Raw genomic sequence first — 15,897 nt, 5'->3', positions numbered from 1 at the left:
CAGCGTCTCGGTCATGCGAGCTGGAAGGCGCTGATCGGCGCCGCTTCGGGGTAAACCGCGGGTCCGCCCAGATCGTAAGCGGCGTTGAGCGCACCGATGAAAGCCGCGTCGTGCAGCGGCTCACTGGGGATGTCGAGCCTGATCCCCCTGCTGTTCAGGTCGTCGACCATCATGTCGATGGCCCGCTCGGTGGTCAGGTCGTCCGAACCCTCCATGTTCTTCTTCAGCTCGTCGAGATCGGCGAAGACCTCGGCCGACCAGTGCACCAGGAACCGCAGCTCGTCCGTGTGGTGGCGGGCGATCACATTCGCCCCGTTCTTCAATAGCCAGTGGTTGCGGTCATCAGGATCGCCGGCGAAAACGGTGTCGAACGCCAATCCCGGCGGAATCTGTTGCTCTAGAGGCCCATTCGCCTCGCCGCGGTGCACCATCATCTCGTTCTGCACCACAACGCCGCGGTTGCTGATCGGCGGCAGGACTCGCTTGGGAGCCTTGAGTGGCCCGTCGGGCCAGTAGGTGAATCCACTTCCGCCATCCAGCGAAAACCAGGTGATCACCTGCGCCATCTTGATCAGGTAATCCTTGAAAAGCCCGGACTTGCCCATGACACTGGTGAGCCAGGTCGGCGCATTTTCGTGCCGCACGCCGCGGAAACTTGGCGAATCCAGGTGCCCCGGATCGCGATTGGCGCACGGCCCGTTGATGTTGAACAGCATCAGCTGTGGTTTGGCGTACTCGGCGTTCCAGTAGCTTTTGGCCATCTCCAGGAATCGTTCGTTGTAGAAGCAATCATGGAGTTGCGGGTAGAGCGCCGCGCCGTAGTTGGCCAGGTAGCCGCGGAAGGTCGGGGTGAGGAAGAGGTCCAGCGACGGCGTGAACCCCTCGGGGAAGGCACCGCTCATGGTGGCGATCAGTTCGTCGGCCGATGCGAAGTGTTGCGCGATGATCAGCTTCCACGGGCCTTCGGTGCGTACGACGTCCAGGAGTCGCTCCCGCTGATCGTCGGTGTAGACATCGCTGATTTCCCGGGGCGGTGCGGCGGGGCGCAGGACGTCGGACAACTCCATCCGCCGCTCGTCAGTCAGCATCGAGTCAGTCAGCATCGAGATCTCCTTCTCCGACGGCACTCGGCCACGTTGGTGCGATCGATCCTGGCCGTGTTAGGACGGCAACGAGCACCCTATGTCCGGTGATTGGGAGGAAAGTTCCGCTTAACGGGCCTCGGCGCGGCTCGGGCACGCCAGCGCGTTGTTCCCGGACCGGTCCTCAAAACGGGAGTGGATTCGCGAATTTCGCCCTCAGCAGCGCGCCGATCTCGGCCAGCGCGAGGCCGCCACGCGCCACCGATTCTGAACGCATCAGAAAGCCGTGATACACACCGGGATAACGGGTAACGGTGGTCTGCACACCGGCATCCCGCAACCGCTCCGCGTACCGCTCTCCCCAGTCGCGGATCGGATCGACCGCGGCGGTCGCCACGATGGCCTGCGGGAGGTGGGACAGGTTGGTGGCGTACGCCGGCACGAGATACGGATGATCGGGCGGGCCGGTTCCCGCATCGGCCAGTTCGTGCATGTACTGGATGTCGTCGAGGCTCAGCATGGGCGCCGATTCCAACATCGCGAGCGACGGCACCGTCATGTCTCGATCCACACCCGGGTACAACAACACCTGGCAGAACAATGTCGGGCCGCCTCGGTCACGGGCAGCCAAGGCGACGCCCGCGGCCAGCGTGCCACCCGCGCTGTCACCGATCACCCCTAGTCGGGTTGGATCCAGCTGCAATTCGGCTGCCTTCGCGGCGACCCATTCGGTCGCGATGTACGCGTCGTCGAATTGTGCTGGGGCCGGGGCCTCCGGTGCCAGGCGGTATTCGACGGCGACGACGGTTGCACCGGACGACTGTGCGAGATTGCGGGCCAGCGGCTCGAAGGAACGGTTGGACCCCAGCACCATGCCACCACCGTGGAAATAGACCAATACCGGCGCATCGACGTCTCGGGTCGGACGGTAGATGCGCAGCGGAAGTTCGCCGTCAGGGCCGGTTATGACGCGATCGGTCACTCCGGCCATCTCGGGCATCGGGGGCAGCGGCATCGACTCAAGGGAGTCGCGCACCGCTGCCAGGCCTCGTTGCCGCATCGGAAGGACGGGGCCTAAGGACGCCACCCTCGCAGCGGCATCGGGGTCAAGAGCCGGCACGCTCATTGGTCTGCGGGATCGAAGCGGCGTTTGGTGCGTAGCATCGGTGGCCGTTGTGCCGCAAGCACGTTCGCTCGTTCGAGCATCGCATTCCCCACGAATTCCGGTTGTGTGAGGAGATAGAACCGCCCTTCGGCGGCCTGCTCGAACACCACTTCGGCGGCGGTGAGCGGATCCATGGCGTCGGACTTGATGTCGAGCATCGCCGATCGCTGAGACTCCGCCGCGGCGCGGTCGCTCGCGTCGGCGCCGACGCCGCCCGCCGACTCGAAAATGTTGGACACCACCGCGCCAGGCAGCACAGCCTGCACGTGAATGTGATGGTCGTGCCCGGCCGACTGCACGTCAAGATGTAGACATTCGGTCAACGCCAGTACCGCGTGCTTACTCACGATGTAGGGCGCCTGCAACGGAATCGACACCACCCCGCCGACCGACGACAGGTTCCACACCCACGCCTGCTCGTCGGTGGCCATCATTCTGGGCAGAAAGGTTCGCACGCCGTGGAAGACGCCGCTGATATTCACGTCAATGACGCGCTGCCAGTTGACGATGGGTGTGTCCCACAGGTAGCCGAACTGTTCGACCCCCGCGTTGTTCACCAGCAGCCGCACGGCACCGACGTCGCGGTAGGTCATTTCTGCCAGCGCCCGCACGGCGTCGTATTCGCGGACATCGCACACCACGTCCAGTGCGGAGCCCCCCGCGCCGCACAGTTCGTCGCGCAGTGCGGCGATCGCGTCGGCGTCGATGTCGGCCAGCACCACCTTCATCCCCAACCGGCTGGCGTGTCGAGCCAGTGCGGCACCGATGCCTGCGCCGGCGCCGGTGATCACCGCGACGCCGCCGCAGAATATGTCGTGGGCGCTCACCGGTTACGACACGGTGGCGCTGTCGGCGGTGAGCTCCGACAGCAAGACCGAGTTGGTCGTGTCGAGAACAATGTCCATCTCGGTGAACTCCAGCCTGTCGGCGCCACGGCGCACGCCGACAGTTGCTACGCCGCTGGACACCGCGAAGGGCACGAAGTTTGCGGTCTGATTGACGAAGATATAGAACCGCGCATGGGTGATGTCACCATCGGTACCCGTGCGGTGAACGTTGGTGGCGTGGTGGCGCAGCGGATACGGACTTTGTTTGCGGTGTTCGGACATCCATTCCATGACGGCGGCGCGGCCATGCAATTCGGGCGACATCAGTTCCTCGAATGGGCTTGTGCCCGAATCGCTTCGGGTCACGTAGCGCACGTTCTCGGCGTAGCGTGCTGCCAGCTCGTCGTAGTGCGCCTCGTCGTAGTGGTACCAAAACCCGGCGATAAACTCCTGCAGCTCGGACAGCGTGATGTCGGTGCTCATGGCATCAGTCAACTCCCGGTGTTGCCCTGCAGACACCGGGATGCCCGGTCAGTGGAACACGGCCACCGATTTGGGACTTCTCACCTCCCGCTGAGTAGACAAAGCGGTGCCCGAGCCGCCGACCCGCTCCGATACTCAGTGCCATGACCTCCGCCACCGAATCGACGTCGCCCCCCGGCTCGGACGCGCTCGATCTCGAGGAACTGCGGGCCAACCTCGGTCAGGCCGACCCCGGCGTGCTGGTCGCAGTCCTGGCTCAGCTGACCGGCGACTCGTCTGTGATCGACAAGTTCGGGCCTAAGATCTCCCACGTCCCCGATCCCCCCGAGCGGGCCGGCGTCACCGATGACGACACCGCGGAGGAATTGGTGAGTGCCCTGGTTGCCGCCCTGGTCGAGAGCCGGCAGGCGAGTGCTCCGCCCGTCGATGACCCCGAGCTGTTCAGGCGCTTGCTTCCGCTGGCGCTGGGCTCGGAGGTGGACGACGAATTCGTTCCGCTGCTGCTCGAGCAGGGCGGCTTTCAACTCTCACAAGCGACGCTGCCGCGAACGGTCCCGATCCCCGAAACGACGAATGTGGTCATCATCGGTGCGGGCATCGCGGGCATCATCGCCGCGCTCGCGGCCGCCGAAGCCGGGGTTGGCTACGAAGTCATAGATCGCAACGACGAAGTCGGTGGGACGTGGTTGACCACGACCTACCCCGGCATCGGGGTCGACACACCCTCGGCGTACTACTCGTTGTCGCGCGAGGTGAATCCCGAGTGGACGAGCTACTACCCGCAGGGCGCCGAGTACCAGGCCTACCTGGTTGCGTTGGCCGACAAGTACGGACTGCGAGAGCACATGCGATTCGGCACCGAGGTGACGGCCCTGTGGTGGGACGAGGACCGTGGCTGCTGGCAGATCCACTCGGTTGACCGCGACGGTAAGCACGACGTCACGCAATCGCGGGTGGTGATCACCGCCGCAGGCTACCTCAACCGGCCGCGGTGGCCCGAGCTACCGGGCCGGGAGGCATTCGCAGGCACCAGCATTCACTCCGCACGATGGGATGCGTCTCTAGATCTCGCGGGCAAGCGAGTGGCGATCATCGGTGCTGGTTGCACAGCGGTGCAAATCGTTGACGCATGTGTGGACGAAGTCGAGCACCTCACAGTGTTTCAGCGCCAGCCCCACTGGGTGGCGCCGCGCAAGCGGCTGACCGACGACGTTCCCGAGTACCGCCGTTACCTCGGCCGTCACGTCCCGCATTACGCCAAATGGAACAGGCTGAAGTCCTATTGGGGCACGGCGGACAACAACTATCCCGTCATCCTGCGTGACCCGGAGTGGGCGGAAACGCATCTCTCGATCTCGCCCGCGAACGACGTGCTGTTGCGTATGTGTATGGACTACATCGACACAACCTTCGGTTCGGGAACTGAACTTGCGAAGAAGGTGACGCCGGATTTTGCGCCCTACGGCAAACGGATCATCCGTGATCCGGGTGGCTACTACAAGGCTCTGACCCGCGAGCACGTCGATGTGGAAGCCAGTGAGCCGGCCGAGGTCAACGCCAAAGGTATTGTCACGCAGGACGGTAGGCAGATCGATCTCGACGTGATCATCTATGCCACCGGCTATCACCTTGATTTCTTGTCTACCATCGATATCCGCGGTCGCGGCGGGCGCAAGCTCACCGACGAGTGGGGTGACAGCCCCCGTGCCTACCGCGGCGGCACCGTGCCGGGCTTTCCCAACCTGTTCATCACCTCAGCCCCGAACTACAGCCCCGGTCACGGCGCAGGGGCCAATTTCTCGATGGAAGTGCTGTCGCACTACATCATTGAATGCTTGCAACTGATGGCGCTGCGCGGTGCGACGACGATGGAGGTCACGCGGCAGGCTTACGCCGACTACGTGGCCGCCATCGACGAGGCGATGGCCGACACGGTGTGGTGTCACACCCCGAACGCGCACACTTATTACCGCTCCGGTTCGGGGCGGGTCGTAGTGGCCACCCCGTACCGGCTGGTGGACCTCTGGCATGAACACCGAGCGCCGATCGAAGAGCACTTCGAGTTGCGATGACCCAATTATTGTCCGGTAGAACGGCGTTGGTCACCGGCAGCAGCCGGGGGATTGGCCGGGCGATCGCGCAGCGGCTGGCTGCCGAGGGCGCCACGGTGGCGGCGACGGCGCGAAGCCACACACCCTCGCGGTCCACCCGGGCGGGGCTGGATACGGTGCTGCCGGGAACGATCGACGAGACGATTGCCCTGATCGAGAACGCAGGGGGATCGGCGTTCGGGCTGGCCGTCGACCTCGAAGACAGCGGTGCCCGTGACGGTCTGATCGACCAGGTGCTCGACCGCACCGGCCGTATCGACATCCTGGTCAACAATGCGGGCTTCGCCGACTACTCGGTGATCGAGCAGATGAGTCTGGAGACGTTCGACCGTACGGTGGAGCACTACCTGCGCACGCCTTTTGTCCTGACGAAAGCCGCAGTGCCCCATATGCGCAAGCAAGGCGCGGGCTGGATCGTGAACATCGGGTCGGTGACCGGGGTGGCGCCGGTGAGGCCCTACCGGGACTACAACAAGGCTTCGGGCGACGTGATCTACGCGTCCGTGAAGGCCGCGCTGCACCGCTTCACCCAGGGTGTCGCGGCGGAACTGCTAGACGCCAACATCGCGGTCAACTGCGTGGGTCCATCGACGGCGGTTCGGACCCCCGGCGCAGCCCAGTTGATTCCCGACTCGTTTCCGACCGAGCCGGTGGAATACCTGGCCGAAACAGTGCTGGCAATGTGTCACCTTCCCGCGGCCGAGCGCACCGGCTTGGTCGCGTTCAGCCTGCACTATCCGTGGTCACAGCAGTTGCAAGTCCACACACTGAACGGCGAAGGCGAGCTACCCGCGCTGGAGCCACCGACGACCGCCAACCCGAACATCCTGCCGGCGGGAATCTAGCAGGATTCAGCTCAGCACCGGTTCGGTGATCGCGCAGAAGCTGTGGCACACCGGATTTCGGACAATGACTTCGGGGCACTCGGGATCGAACCAGCGGTCCACAACGGCCCAGTGGATCGGGTGCATCAAGTACGCGCCCGTGAGCCCGTCGACGTCGGTGAATTCCTGTTCGAACACGTGGGTCCACCCCTGCGCCCCGACCGCTTGCTCGACACGGCTCAGCTGCCAGGCGGTGATCGTCTTGATATACCGCGGCATCGAACGCAGCTCATCTTCGAAGCGGGCGACGGTGTCGCAGTCGGTGCCGGGACGCACACACAGCAACAGCGCGCGATAGACGGTGCCGGTCGCGCCGCTACCGGAAGCCGCGCCCGAATAGCACGCGCCGTTGATGGCGGTGATCGCGGGATCATCCAGCAGTGCCGCGAAATCGGGCTCAGCGGAACGCCATTGGCTTTCCACCTCGAAGCGCAGGTGCACCAAAACATCGCCGCCGTTGCGTGCACCCGGCAGCGTCGGCGCGACGAGTCGGCGTTGCGCCGCGGTGCTTGCGGCGGCGGCGCGCACAGCGCTCAGCACGCGGTCACGATCCTGCTCGACGACGTCGAGCAGCCGGGTCACGTTATACATCGCAGAGCAGATCGACGTCGTTGGCCGCGGCGGCCACACTGCGGCTGCGCGTCTCGACGAGGTCGCCGATGCCTTCCCACCATGGCCCGAGGGTGGGGTCCGGCCGGCCCTGCCACGTCATCTCCCACCACGCCTGAAGGCTGGGTAGTGACCACGTAACGGTCACGGTGTTGGATTGATCGTCGAACCAGATCGGCGGGCTGACCAGGATGTCACGCAGCGTCATACCTCGGTCGCGCGCGGCTGGGGCGTATTCGCTGAGGTAGGTGTCCACAAATTCCCTGGCACAACCGGGGCGCGTGATGACACGGTCGACGACAAATATCTCACCGTTGGCCATAGGCAAAGGGTATGGCGCTGTCTCGCGTTCGGAACGAGTAAGTCCCGTCTACCGGGAGGCGCCGTCTACCGGGTTGGGTAGTCCGATGGCCGAGGGGAACGGCGCGAACACCGGAGCCCCGCGCCGATCGAGCGTGCATCGGGGCGACGTTCACGAAAGACTATAGCCAGGGCCAGTTTTCAATCTTGTGAACCAGCGGAAGGCGGCTGACAGCGTCTCGATCAGGAGAGGTATCGAGGCTCAGGCGTACTGCAGAGCCGGCCTCGAAAGGTGACGCTGGGGGATCAGCGGACGCAAGGGCTGCAAGGTCGGGGCGACTCGTTGCGGGCCGTCCTCGATGTTGCGCCAGATGCCCATCGCCGTCATCCGGAGCGGTGCGATCAATCGCTGATCGAACGTCATCCGGTTCATCGGACCGCACACCGACACCGCGGCTACGACTTTCTGTCCCTCGCCGGGCCCCCCGATGGGCGCTGCTACACAACCGAATCCGGGCAGCGATTCCTCGCGTTCGAAGGCGACGCCGTGCGCGCGCACCCGGGATAATTCGACGGCCAGCTGCGCGCCGGTGGCGATCGAGTACTTGGTTTTGCGGACCGCCAGGTCCACCGGCGAATCCTCGTCGCGGTAGGCGAGGATCGCTTTTCCGATGGCGGTGCAGTGCGCGGGCTGCCGGCCGCCGATTCGCGTGGGTATCGGGGCCGAGTCGCCGACCTTGTCGAGGTACAGCACGTCGGATCCGTCCAGGACCGCGAGGTGCACGACCAGCGCCGTGGCGCGGTGCAATTCGCGCAGCAGGGGACCCGCGGCGCGTACCAGGCGGTCCTGATGCACCGCCAGCGAGCCCAGCTCGACCAGGCGCATGCCCAGCTCGTAGTCACGGCCGCTGCGGCGCAGCCAGCGCAGCTGCACCAGGCGTTCGAGCATCCGGTGCGCCGACGAGCGCGGCAGGCCGGTGCGCCGGACGATCTGGGCCAGCGTGAGCCGCCCGGGTCCGTCGAATGCGTCCAGGACCAGCGAGATGCGGTCGATGACTGCGGTGGGCGTAGCTGATTCCGCGGTCCCTGACATCGGCCCTCCTTGCCAAACCTATCTGGCTGTCATATTCCTATTAGGAATATCTGTCTACCACATCACTGTGGCCGCTGTCACACGCCGCGCGAAACTCGGGCCGGCGCAGCGTCAAGGTGTTGGTGAGTGCCGCGGCGATCTCATGGTTTTTCGCCCGCTCACGGGCGATCGCTGACGACCTCCGCGGAGACCCGATGCCGGTGGTGGTCCACCAGTTTCAGTGCGCGCGCGGCCTTTGCCGGTGCCGTCAGGACCGCGGTATGCGGCGCCCGGGGGCGGTTGTGCTGCGGCGTCTCCTCGGGTGAGCCGGGCGGCTCGTCGGGTACCGGGTCGCCATCCCTGGGCGGTGACTCCAGATCCCGGCCCGAGCGCAACCGATTGGTGGCGGCGACGGCGAGGACCGCGGCCGCGGCGGTGCCCAGCCCCTGGGCCCAGCCCAGCGGGCCGACCGGTGTGCAGCCGAGCAGCTGGCTGACTCCCGGGGTGGTGATCATCGCGGCGAATGCGGCGAACGAGCCGGCGGCGGTGAGCAGCACCAGAGGTGCATGGGAGTCGACCACGGTCTGGCCGAGCTCGACGGAGATCAGTGAGATCAACGCGACGGTGGAGGCCCGCTGGGGTAACCCGGTGACCGAGGCCATCACCCACGCCGTCGTGGCGGCCGCGGCGGTGATTCCCCCGCGCGCCACCACGGCACGGCGCAGCGCGTGTTCGTCGATGCCGCGCCCGGCGCGTTGCACCGGCCCGGCCGGCGTGCTGACGGCAACCGCCGTCGCGGGCAGCGCGTCGGTCAGCATGTTCATCAGCAGCAACTGGCGGGTGTTCAGGGGGGAGATCCCGGTCAGCGCGGTCCCGACGACGGAGAAGATCACCTCGCCGGCATTGCCGCCGAGCAGGCCCGCGATGGCCGCCTGCACTCCGCGCCACAGTCGGCGTCCCTCGTCGATGGCGTCCACCAGCGTCTCGATGCGTCCGTCGGTCAGCACCAGGTCGGCGGTAGTGTGGGCGGAGTCGCTGCCGCGCGCGACCACGCCGACGCCGACGCTTGCCGCCCGGATCGCCGCGGCGTCGTTGGCGCCGTCACCCACCATCGCGCACACCCGCCCGGCGCGCTCGAGCGTCTGGACCACCTGCACCTTGTTCTCGGGTGACATCCGGGCGAAGATCACCCGTTCGGACACCGCGCGCTGCTGATCCTGGCGCGACATGGCGTTCCATTCGGCCCCGGTGATCACCTGGTCGGCGCGCACCGCCACACCGAGCTCGCGGGCGATGGCGGTGGCGGTGACGGGGTGGTCGCCGGTGATCAGCCGGATGGCCACGCCGCGGTCGGCCAGGTCGGCCAGCAGCCGCGGCGCCTGGGGGCGGGGGGTGTCCGAGAGCCCCAGGAATCCGGTCAGCGTCAGTCCCGTGCCGCACAGGTCGGTGATGCGGTCGGGGTCGTTGCGCAACGACCGCGCCTGGGATGAGCTCAGGCGGCGCTGGGCCACCGCGATCGTCCGCAGTCCGGCCGTCGTCAGGGCCGCGACCGCGTCCTGCACCTCCGAGCCGACGTCCCCGCACGCCGCCAACACCACTTCCGGCGCGCCCTTGACGGTCAACTGCGTGCCCGTCAGCGACGCCGAGAATGCCCGGCCGGACCGGAACGGCAGATGGACGTCCGGTTCGGGTCGCGGACCGGAACCCGCCACCGCGTCGGCCGCCTTGATGATGGCCTCATCGGTGGCGTGGACGTGCGGATTGCCGTCGTCGGCCGGTGCGGCCTGGGCGGCGCATCGCAGGACGTCGTCGCGCGAATGCTCGGCCCCCGGATGCACTTCGGCGACTCGGAGCCGGTTCTCGCTCAGCGTCCCGGTCTTGTCGAAGCAGACCACCTCGACGCGGCCGAGCGCCTCGGCGGCCCGCGGCACACGCACCAGCGCCCCGGCTTCGCCCAGCCGTTGGGCCGACGCGGACTGGGCCAGCGTGGCCATCAGCGGCATGCCCTCCGGGACGGCCGCCACCGAGACCGCGATGGCGCTGCTCAGCGCCTGGCGCAGACCGCCGGCGCGCAGCAAGCCGAGCGCGCCGACCAGGATGCCGCCGCCCGCGCTGAAGGGAAACGCCCGTCTCATCAGCTGGCTGAGTTGATGATGCAGGCCGACGGTCGGCAGCTCACCGGAAGCCAGTTCGGCCGCGCGACGTGTCTGGGTGTCGGCCCCGACGGCGGTAACCAACGCGAGCGCCGTGCCGGCCACCACGGTGGTGCCGGCGTAGATCATGCAGCGACGCTCGGCGAGCTCGGCCCCCGGTGTGGCCTCGACCTGTTTTTGCACTGACAGCGACTCGCCGGTAAGCGACGATTCATCGACCTCGAGGTCGTGTGCGTCGAGCACCCGGGCGTCGGCGGGCACCACCTCGTCGCTGCGCACCTCGATCACATCGCCGGGCCGCAGCTGCTCGATGACGACTTCGCGATAGTTGCGCGTGCCGTCCGCCGCCGCCGTGACCACCCGCGCCGGCGGGGCCTGCTGGGCGAGCAACCGGTTCAGCCGGTTTTCGGCCTGAAGCTGCTGGGCGGTCGACAGCATCGCGTTTCCGGTGAGCACCGTGCCGACCAGCACCGCGTCGGTCGGTGACCCCAGCACCGCGGTGGCCGTCGAACACAACGCGAGGACCGGGGTCAACGGGTCACCGGTCAACTCGGCGACGGCGGCCTTGGCGAACTCCCACACCCCAGCGGGCAGCAGCGTGGAACGACCGGATTCGCTTGCTGCAGCAGGGGTTTCGGCGGAATCGCGCAGCGCCGCCAGCACCTCGCGGGCCCGCTCGGCCGACATCGCGTGCCATTCGTATGCGGGCGCCGGACGCGGCACCTGCGCACGAATTGTGCCGAGCGCCAACAGGTATCCCGACAGCAGCCCCGCGACGCCGCCGAGGGTCACCGGGCCGGGCCCGCGCAACCTGCGCACCCCGGGCACCATGAACAGTGCGCCCAGCGCCGAAGCGCCCACCGATATCGCGATGCCCTGCCGGCTCGCCCTCCTGGCCGCGGGCAACGCGTGCAACACCCGCCACGCCCCGGCCAGGTCGTCCAGCATCAGATCCGCATGCCAGGGCGGCGCGCCGTCGGCGCTCGGTCTGACGCCCAACGCCACATCGGCGCCCGAAAGCGCTTGGGCGCCGGCCGACGACAGCACGGCGACTGTATGCCCTTCTTCTTGCAGCTCGGACACCGCGCTGGCGAGTGCGTCGTCGATGCCGCGATCGCCGATCGGACGGACGGCATCGAACGCCGGCCGCAAGTCGCCCAGCAGGTCGGTGTCGACCGACACCAGGCGCGCCCCGGAGTCGCGCGCCTGGGTGATCACCGCCGACGCCAACGGGTGGGGGGCCGGGGCGATGAGCGCCTCGACCGCGACGTTGCTGCCGGGCTCGCCGGTGGGTGCCATGATCATCGGGTGCCAGCCCGGGGCCGGGCCGTCGTCGAGCAGTTCTTGGGCACGGGTCCAGGCGCTCAGCAAGTCGCCATCGCGGGCGCCGCGGACGCGCACCACCCGCATGTCCGCGCTGCACAGCACGCGCGGATCGATCAGCAGTGCGTCGACCTTGTCGAGTCGGCGCAGGCTCTCCGGCCGCAGCGGCAGCACCGCGTGCCGATCCGCCAGGCCCCGGCCGAGCGTGGTGGCGAACGCCTCGTGCGTGGTGCGCATCGCCTTCGGCGAGGCCGCCAACGCCGCGTTCGACGCCATCGTGACGTTGCGGGTGAGGGCCCCGGTCAGGCCGACGCCGCCGATCTGCACCCACGCCATGCGTTTGGCGTGACGGTCGATCGGCCCGGCCGGCGGCGGAACGGGGCGCGGTGAACGGTGCAGCTCCGATTCATCGGTATGCCTGGCCAACTCCGGCTCGTAGCGGGCCCACGCCCGCGCCGCGGCCCGGGACTCGGCGGCCTTGAACGCCTGCATGGTCAGGTCCACCGACAACTTCACCGGAGACAACGTGACGACATGCGCGGCGGCCGCCGTCAGCGACAGCGTCGTGTCCGTCGCGCCGGGACCGATGCTGACCTCGAGCGCACGACGAAGCCACGGTTGATGATTCGCGATCGCCGACACCGCCTCGACGGCGATCGGCGCCGCCGGCAACCGCAACGCCCGCCCCGCGACCGCGACCGCGAACCCGGCGGCATTGACGGCCACCATCGCGCCCCGGGCGGCCAACAGCAGCCCGTCGCCGGGAAGGCTGTCCGCGCGGGTGGAATCGGCTGCGCCCCAGCGCGATTCGGTGTCATCGAGCACGGAGCAGAGCTCGTCCAACGATCCCTCGCCGTCGATTTCGACCACCACCCGCGACAGCGGACGGTTCAGGCTGACATTCGTAACACCGGGATGTGCCCGCAGCGCATCGACGACGGCGCGACCCCGTGCCGCCGCATCCAGGCCGTTGATCCCGCGCACTTCGATCCACAGGCGGCCGTCGCCGCGTCCGCACCGCCGGGTCAGCGTCGAGCGGGAAACCTCACCCGAGAGCACCTTTGCGCCCATCCGGATCGGCAGGGTGGCCACATCGACGCCGGCGGAGGCCAGCTTGGCGACCGCGCCGTTGAGGCCCGCGGCGGCCTCGAGGCCCATCGACATCGCCCGCAGCGGCGAAAGCTGTCGCATGCGCAACCCCTTTCCGGCACAGGGCGAATGGTTGTTTCGCGGTCGCTCGCGAGGAAGACCGCCGACCCACGCTGGCCACGGCTACAAACCCGACCAACCTAACGCGCGGTGAACGGGCCAGCAACTTGAGGAGGATCCGGGTAAAGAGTTTGTAAACAGTGATCGCGGCTGTTTGGAAGCCTTCGATCAAAAGATTCGGGTGGCCTGATTCATATTTACAGCAAACCCTAATGGCCCGTTGTGATTCCAATCCCGGTTCACGACCGTAACGCCATGGCGAGATATCGCCCGGAAAATCGCCCTGGCGTTACGCCCGCTAGCTACCAACGTCCTGTCCAGGTACAGCTAGCGGGTGGGGGTACCTCCCTCTGGGGCGTGTCCCCAGCCCGCTGGCCCCTCAGCCCTTGGCGGCCGACCGTCCGGCGCGGCGGCCGTAGAAGCTGCCGTCACCCAGCGAGACGCCGCTGGCATAACCCCAGGCGGCCAGGCCGGCGGTGCACCGGCCGGCGGCGAACAGCCCCGGAATGGGCGCGCCGCTGACGTGCAGCACCTCGCCGTCCAGCGTGGTGGCCAGCCCGCCCAGGGTGAACCCGCCGGTGTTCTCCCGCAGGTCGACGGCGCCGACGGGGGAGCCGATCGGCTTGATCCACTCCGGCTTCTTGTGCAGCAGCGGATCTTCGCCGCGCGCGGCGCCCTCGTTGTAGGCGGCCACCGTCGCCTGCAGCGACCCGGGCGGCAGCGCCATGTCGCGCTCCAGGTCGGCGACGGTGTCGGCCACCCAGGTCGCCGGGCGCAGCATGAACTTCGGCGACCAGGAGGCCATCGCCTCCTCCTGCGCGTCGCCGTCGATGATCAGGTAGGCGACGTTGTCCTGCTGGTAGAGGGTCAGCTGCCCGATCCGGCCCGGATACGTGTCCTCGGCGACGTAGCGCTGGCCGCGCCCGTTGACCAGGATGCCGCGCACCAGCTGTTGCGGGTCGATGAAGATCGCGACCTCGGTGGCGTCCATGTGCGCCAGGTCGGCGCCCAGCGCCTGGGCCATCCGGATCGCCTGCCCGTCGTGCTGCTCGATGGACGCGGCCGGGCGCCCGGCGATCCGCGGCGCGAACCGCGCCACCATGGAGTCGTTGTAGGCGAAGCTGCCGGTCGCCAGGACCACCCCGGACCGCGCCCGGATGTTCATCTCGGAGGCGTACTTTCGGGCGCGGATCCCGACCACCCGGCCGTCGGATTCGGTGATCAGCCGTTGCACCCGCACGTCGTACAGCGCCCGCGCGCCGGCCGCGGTCGCGGTGTCCACCAGCGGCTTCATCAGCATGTACCCGGCGCTGGCTTCGCCCTGCTTCTTGTTCTGCATCTGCGGGACGTGGCCGCGCGGCGCGGGGGAGGCGATGGTGTTGAACGGGAACGAGTTCTCACCGCCGCTGTACATCAGGCCCTGGTCGCCCATCGGTTCCCAGCCGGGCTCGGAGAAAAACTCCGCTTTGAACGGCACGCCGCACCCGACCAGCCACTCGAAGTGGGCGAGGCTGCCGGCGCAGTAATCGGCGATCCGCGCCTCGTCGGCGCCGGGGCCCATCGCAACGTTGAGGAACGCCGCCATGTTGTCGACGGAATCGGTGAAGCCACATGCCTTTTGGATGGGCGTGCCGCCGCCGAGATAGATGAAACCACCGGCCATCGCCGCCGCCCCACCCCAGGACCCGGTGCGCTCCAGCACCAGGACGTCGGCGCCGGACCGGGCCGCTTCGACCGCCGCGGCCGCACCGGCGACGCCGTAACCGGCGATGACGACGTCGGCCTCGTCATCCCACGAGGTGATCGACGACGCCGCAACCGGCGTCACGTCCGATTCGGGCGTCACAGCCGCATGGCCGCGGGCATTTCGCCGACCCACTGGTGGCCCCAGTAGCTGTCGGCGGTGATTTCCTCTGCGGTGTAATAGGTTTCGTCGACCCGCATCCCGTCGGTACCGAATTCGATGTCCCAGTCACCGGGCGCGCGGACGTAGAACGAGACCATCTTGTCGTTGGTGTGCCGCCCGAGGGTGGACGACAGCTGGAATCCCTCGGCGTTCACCCGGTCCAGCGCCTGCCCCACGGCGTCCAGGGTGTCGACCTCGACCATGATGTGGACCAGGCGCGGGTCGCGCTGGTGTGCGGCCGGAACGATCGCCATGCTGTGGTGTCGCTCGTTGATGCCCAGGAACCGAACCCTAACGGGCCCAAACTCTTTCGGCAGCGGCACCCGGAAGGCGCCGCGGGCGCGGAACCCCAGCACTTCGGTGTAGAAGTCGAACAGGCCGTTGGGGTCGGTGGCCGGCACCACCACGTGGCCCATGCCCTGATCGCCGGTGACAAACCTCGCGCCGAACGGAGTGATGACCGGGCTGTGGTCGAGCACCGCGCCGTGGAACACCTCGAGCGTGGTGCCGGCGGGATCCTCGAAGGTGATCACCTCTTCGACGCGGCCCGCCTCATCGTGGTGCCCGGTGACACCGACCGGGTGCTGACCGTCGGCTGGGAAGTGCGCGACCACCCGGCCCTGCAGCGCGTGCAGGCCGCGCTCGACGGGGCCGGCGTGGCGTACAAACAGCTGTCCCCCGACGAGGCCGAGGCCCGCCGCGTCGAAGAGGTGATCACCTTCGAGGATCCCGCCGGCACCACGCTCGAGGTGTTCCACGGCGCGGTGCTCGAC

General features: G+C 67.8%; 11 protein-coding genes and 2 pseudogenes. 3 read left to right on the top strand and 10 right to left on the bottom strand.

What is annotated here, in order from left to right; all coding sequences use genetic code 11:
- Positions 1-11: 11 nt before the first annotated feature.
- The 4 genes from A5688_RS03870 to A5688_RS03855 all read right to left on the bottom strand — a co-directional run bounded on the left by A5688_RS03870 (position 12) and on the right by A5688_RS03855 (position 3,557).
- Positions 12-1,088: a hypothetical protein gene (locus tag A5688_RS03870; RefSeq protein ID WP_067909866.1), complete on the bottom strand. Its 1,077-nt coding sequence runs from the start codon at positions 1,086-1,088 to the stop codon at positions 12-14.
- 178 nt (positions 1,089-1,266) lie between these two features.
- Positions 1,267-2,208: an alpha/beta hydrolase gene (locus tag A5688_RS03865; protein ID WP_067909854.1), complete on the bottom strand. Its 942-nt coding sequence runs from the start codon at positions 2,206-2,208 to the stop codon at positions 1,267-1,269.
- Positions 2,205-3,074 carry an SDR family NAD(P)-dependent oxidoreductase gene (locus tag A5688_RS03860; RefSeq protein ID WP_067909851.1) on the bottom strand — a complete coding sequence of 290 codons (870 nt, stop codon included), beginning with the start codon at positions 3,072-3,074 and terminating at the stop codon, positions 2,205-2,207. The genes A5688_RS03865 and A5688_RS03860 overlap by 4 nt, the downstream gene beginning before the upstream one ends.
- 3 nt (positions 3,075-3,077) lie before the next feature.
- Positions 3,078-3,557, bottom strand: coding sequence for a nuclear transport factor 2 family protein (locus A5688_RS03855; protein WP_067909848.1), 480 nt, complete (start codon positions 3,555-3,557; stop codon positions 3,078-3,080).
- A 143-nt stretch (positions 3,558-3,700) separates the two neighbouring features.
- Here A5688_RS03855 and A5688_RS03850 point away from each other — a divergent pair, with 143 nt between their 5' ends.
- Complete coding sequence (locus tag A5688_RS03850; protein WP_067909845.1) at positions 3,701-5,629, top strand: flavin-containing monooxygenase; 1,929 nt, start codon at positions 3,701-3,703, stop codon at positions 5,627-5,629.
- Positions 5,626-6,513, top strand: coding sequence for an SDR family NAD(P)-dependent oxidoreductase (locus A5688_RS03845; RefSeq protein WP_067909842.1), 888 nt, complete (start codon positions 5,626-5,628; stop codon positions 6,511-6,513). Before A5688_RS03850 ends, A5688_RS03845 begins: the two co-directional genes overlap by 4 nt.
- 6 nt (positions 6,514-6,519) lie before the next feature.
- Here A5688_RS03845 and A5688_RS03840 read toward each other — a convergent pair whose 3' ends face one another.
- From A5688_RS03840 to A5688_RS03815, 6 genes and pseudogenes are all read right to left on the bottom strand, one after another.
- The gene (locus A5688_RS03840) at positions 6,520-7,143 is read right to left on the bottom strand and encodes a Dabb family protein (protein ID WP_067909840.1); all 624 of its coding nucleotides are present in this window, start codon (positions 7,141-7,143) and stop codon (positions 6,520-6,522) included.
- Positions 7,136-7,483, bottom strand: a complete 348-nt coding sequence (locus A5688_RS03835) for a hypothetical protein (protein ID WP_067835994.1) — start codon at positions 7,481-7,483, stop codon at positions 7,136-7,138. Before A5688_RS03835 ends, A5688_RS03840 begins: the two co-directional genes overlap by 8 nt.
- A gap of 240 nt (positions 7,484-7,723) precedes the next feature.
- Positions 7,724-8,554 (bottom strand): IclR family transcriptional regulator, encoded by an 831-nt coding sequence (locus tag A5688_RS03830; protein WP_067909838.1) that lies wholly within the window; start codon positions 8,552-8,554, stop codon positions 7,724-7,726.
- 158 nt (positions 8,555-8,712) lie between these two features.
- The gene (locus tag A5688_RS03825) at positions 8,713-13,200 is read right to left on the bottom strand and encodes an HAD-IC family P-type ATPase (RefSeq protein ID WP_067909836.1); all 4,488 of its coding nucleotides are present in this window, start codon (positions 13,198-13,200) and stop codon (positions 8,713-8,715) included.
- Positions 13,201-13,597: 397 nt separating this feature from the next.
- Positions 13,598-15,064 carry an FAD-dependent oxidoreductase gene (locus A5688_RS03820; protein WP_120312463.1) on the bottom strand — a complete coding sequence of 489 codons (1,467 nt, stop codon included), beginning with the start codon at positions 15,062-15,064 and terminating at the stop codon, positions 13,598-13,600.
- Positions 15,061-15,678 (bottom strand): annotated as a pseudogene (locus tag A5688_RS03815) (VOC family protein); the annotation flags it as partial. The gene A5688_RS03820 and the pseudogene A5688_RS03815, both read right to left, overlap by 4 nt.
- On the opposite strand from A5688_RS03815, the pseudogene A5688_RS26645 reads away from it, so the two are divergent.
- Positions 15,610-15,897 (top strand): annotated as a pseudogene (locus tag A5688_RS26645) (hypothetical protein); the annotation flags it as partial. The pseudogenes A5688_RS03815 and A5688_RS26645 overlap by 69 nt on opposite strands.

Origin of the sequence: Mycobacterium mantenii (assembly GCF_001667865.1) — a bacterium.
Lineage (GTDB): Bacteria > Actinomycetota > Actinomycetes > Mycobacteriales > Mycobacteriaceae > Mycobacterium > Mycobacterium mantenii_A.
This window is presented reverse-complemented; position numbering and strand designations above follow the sequence as displayed.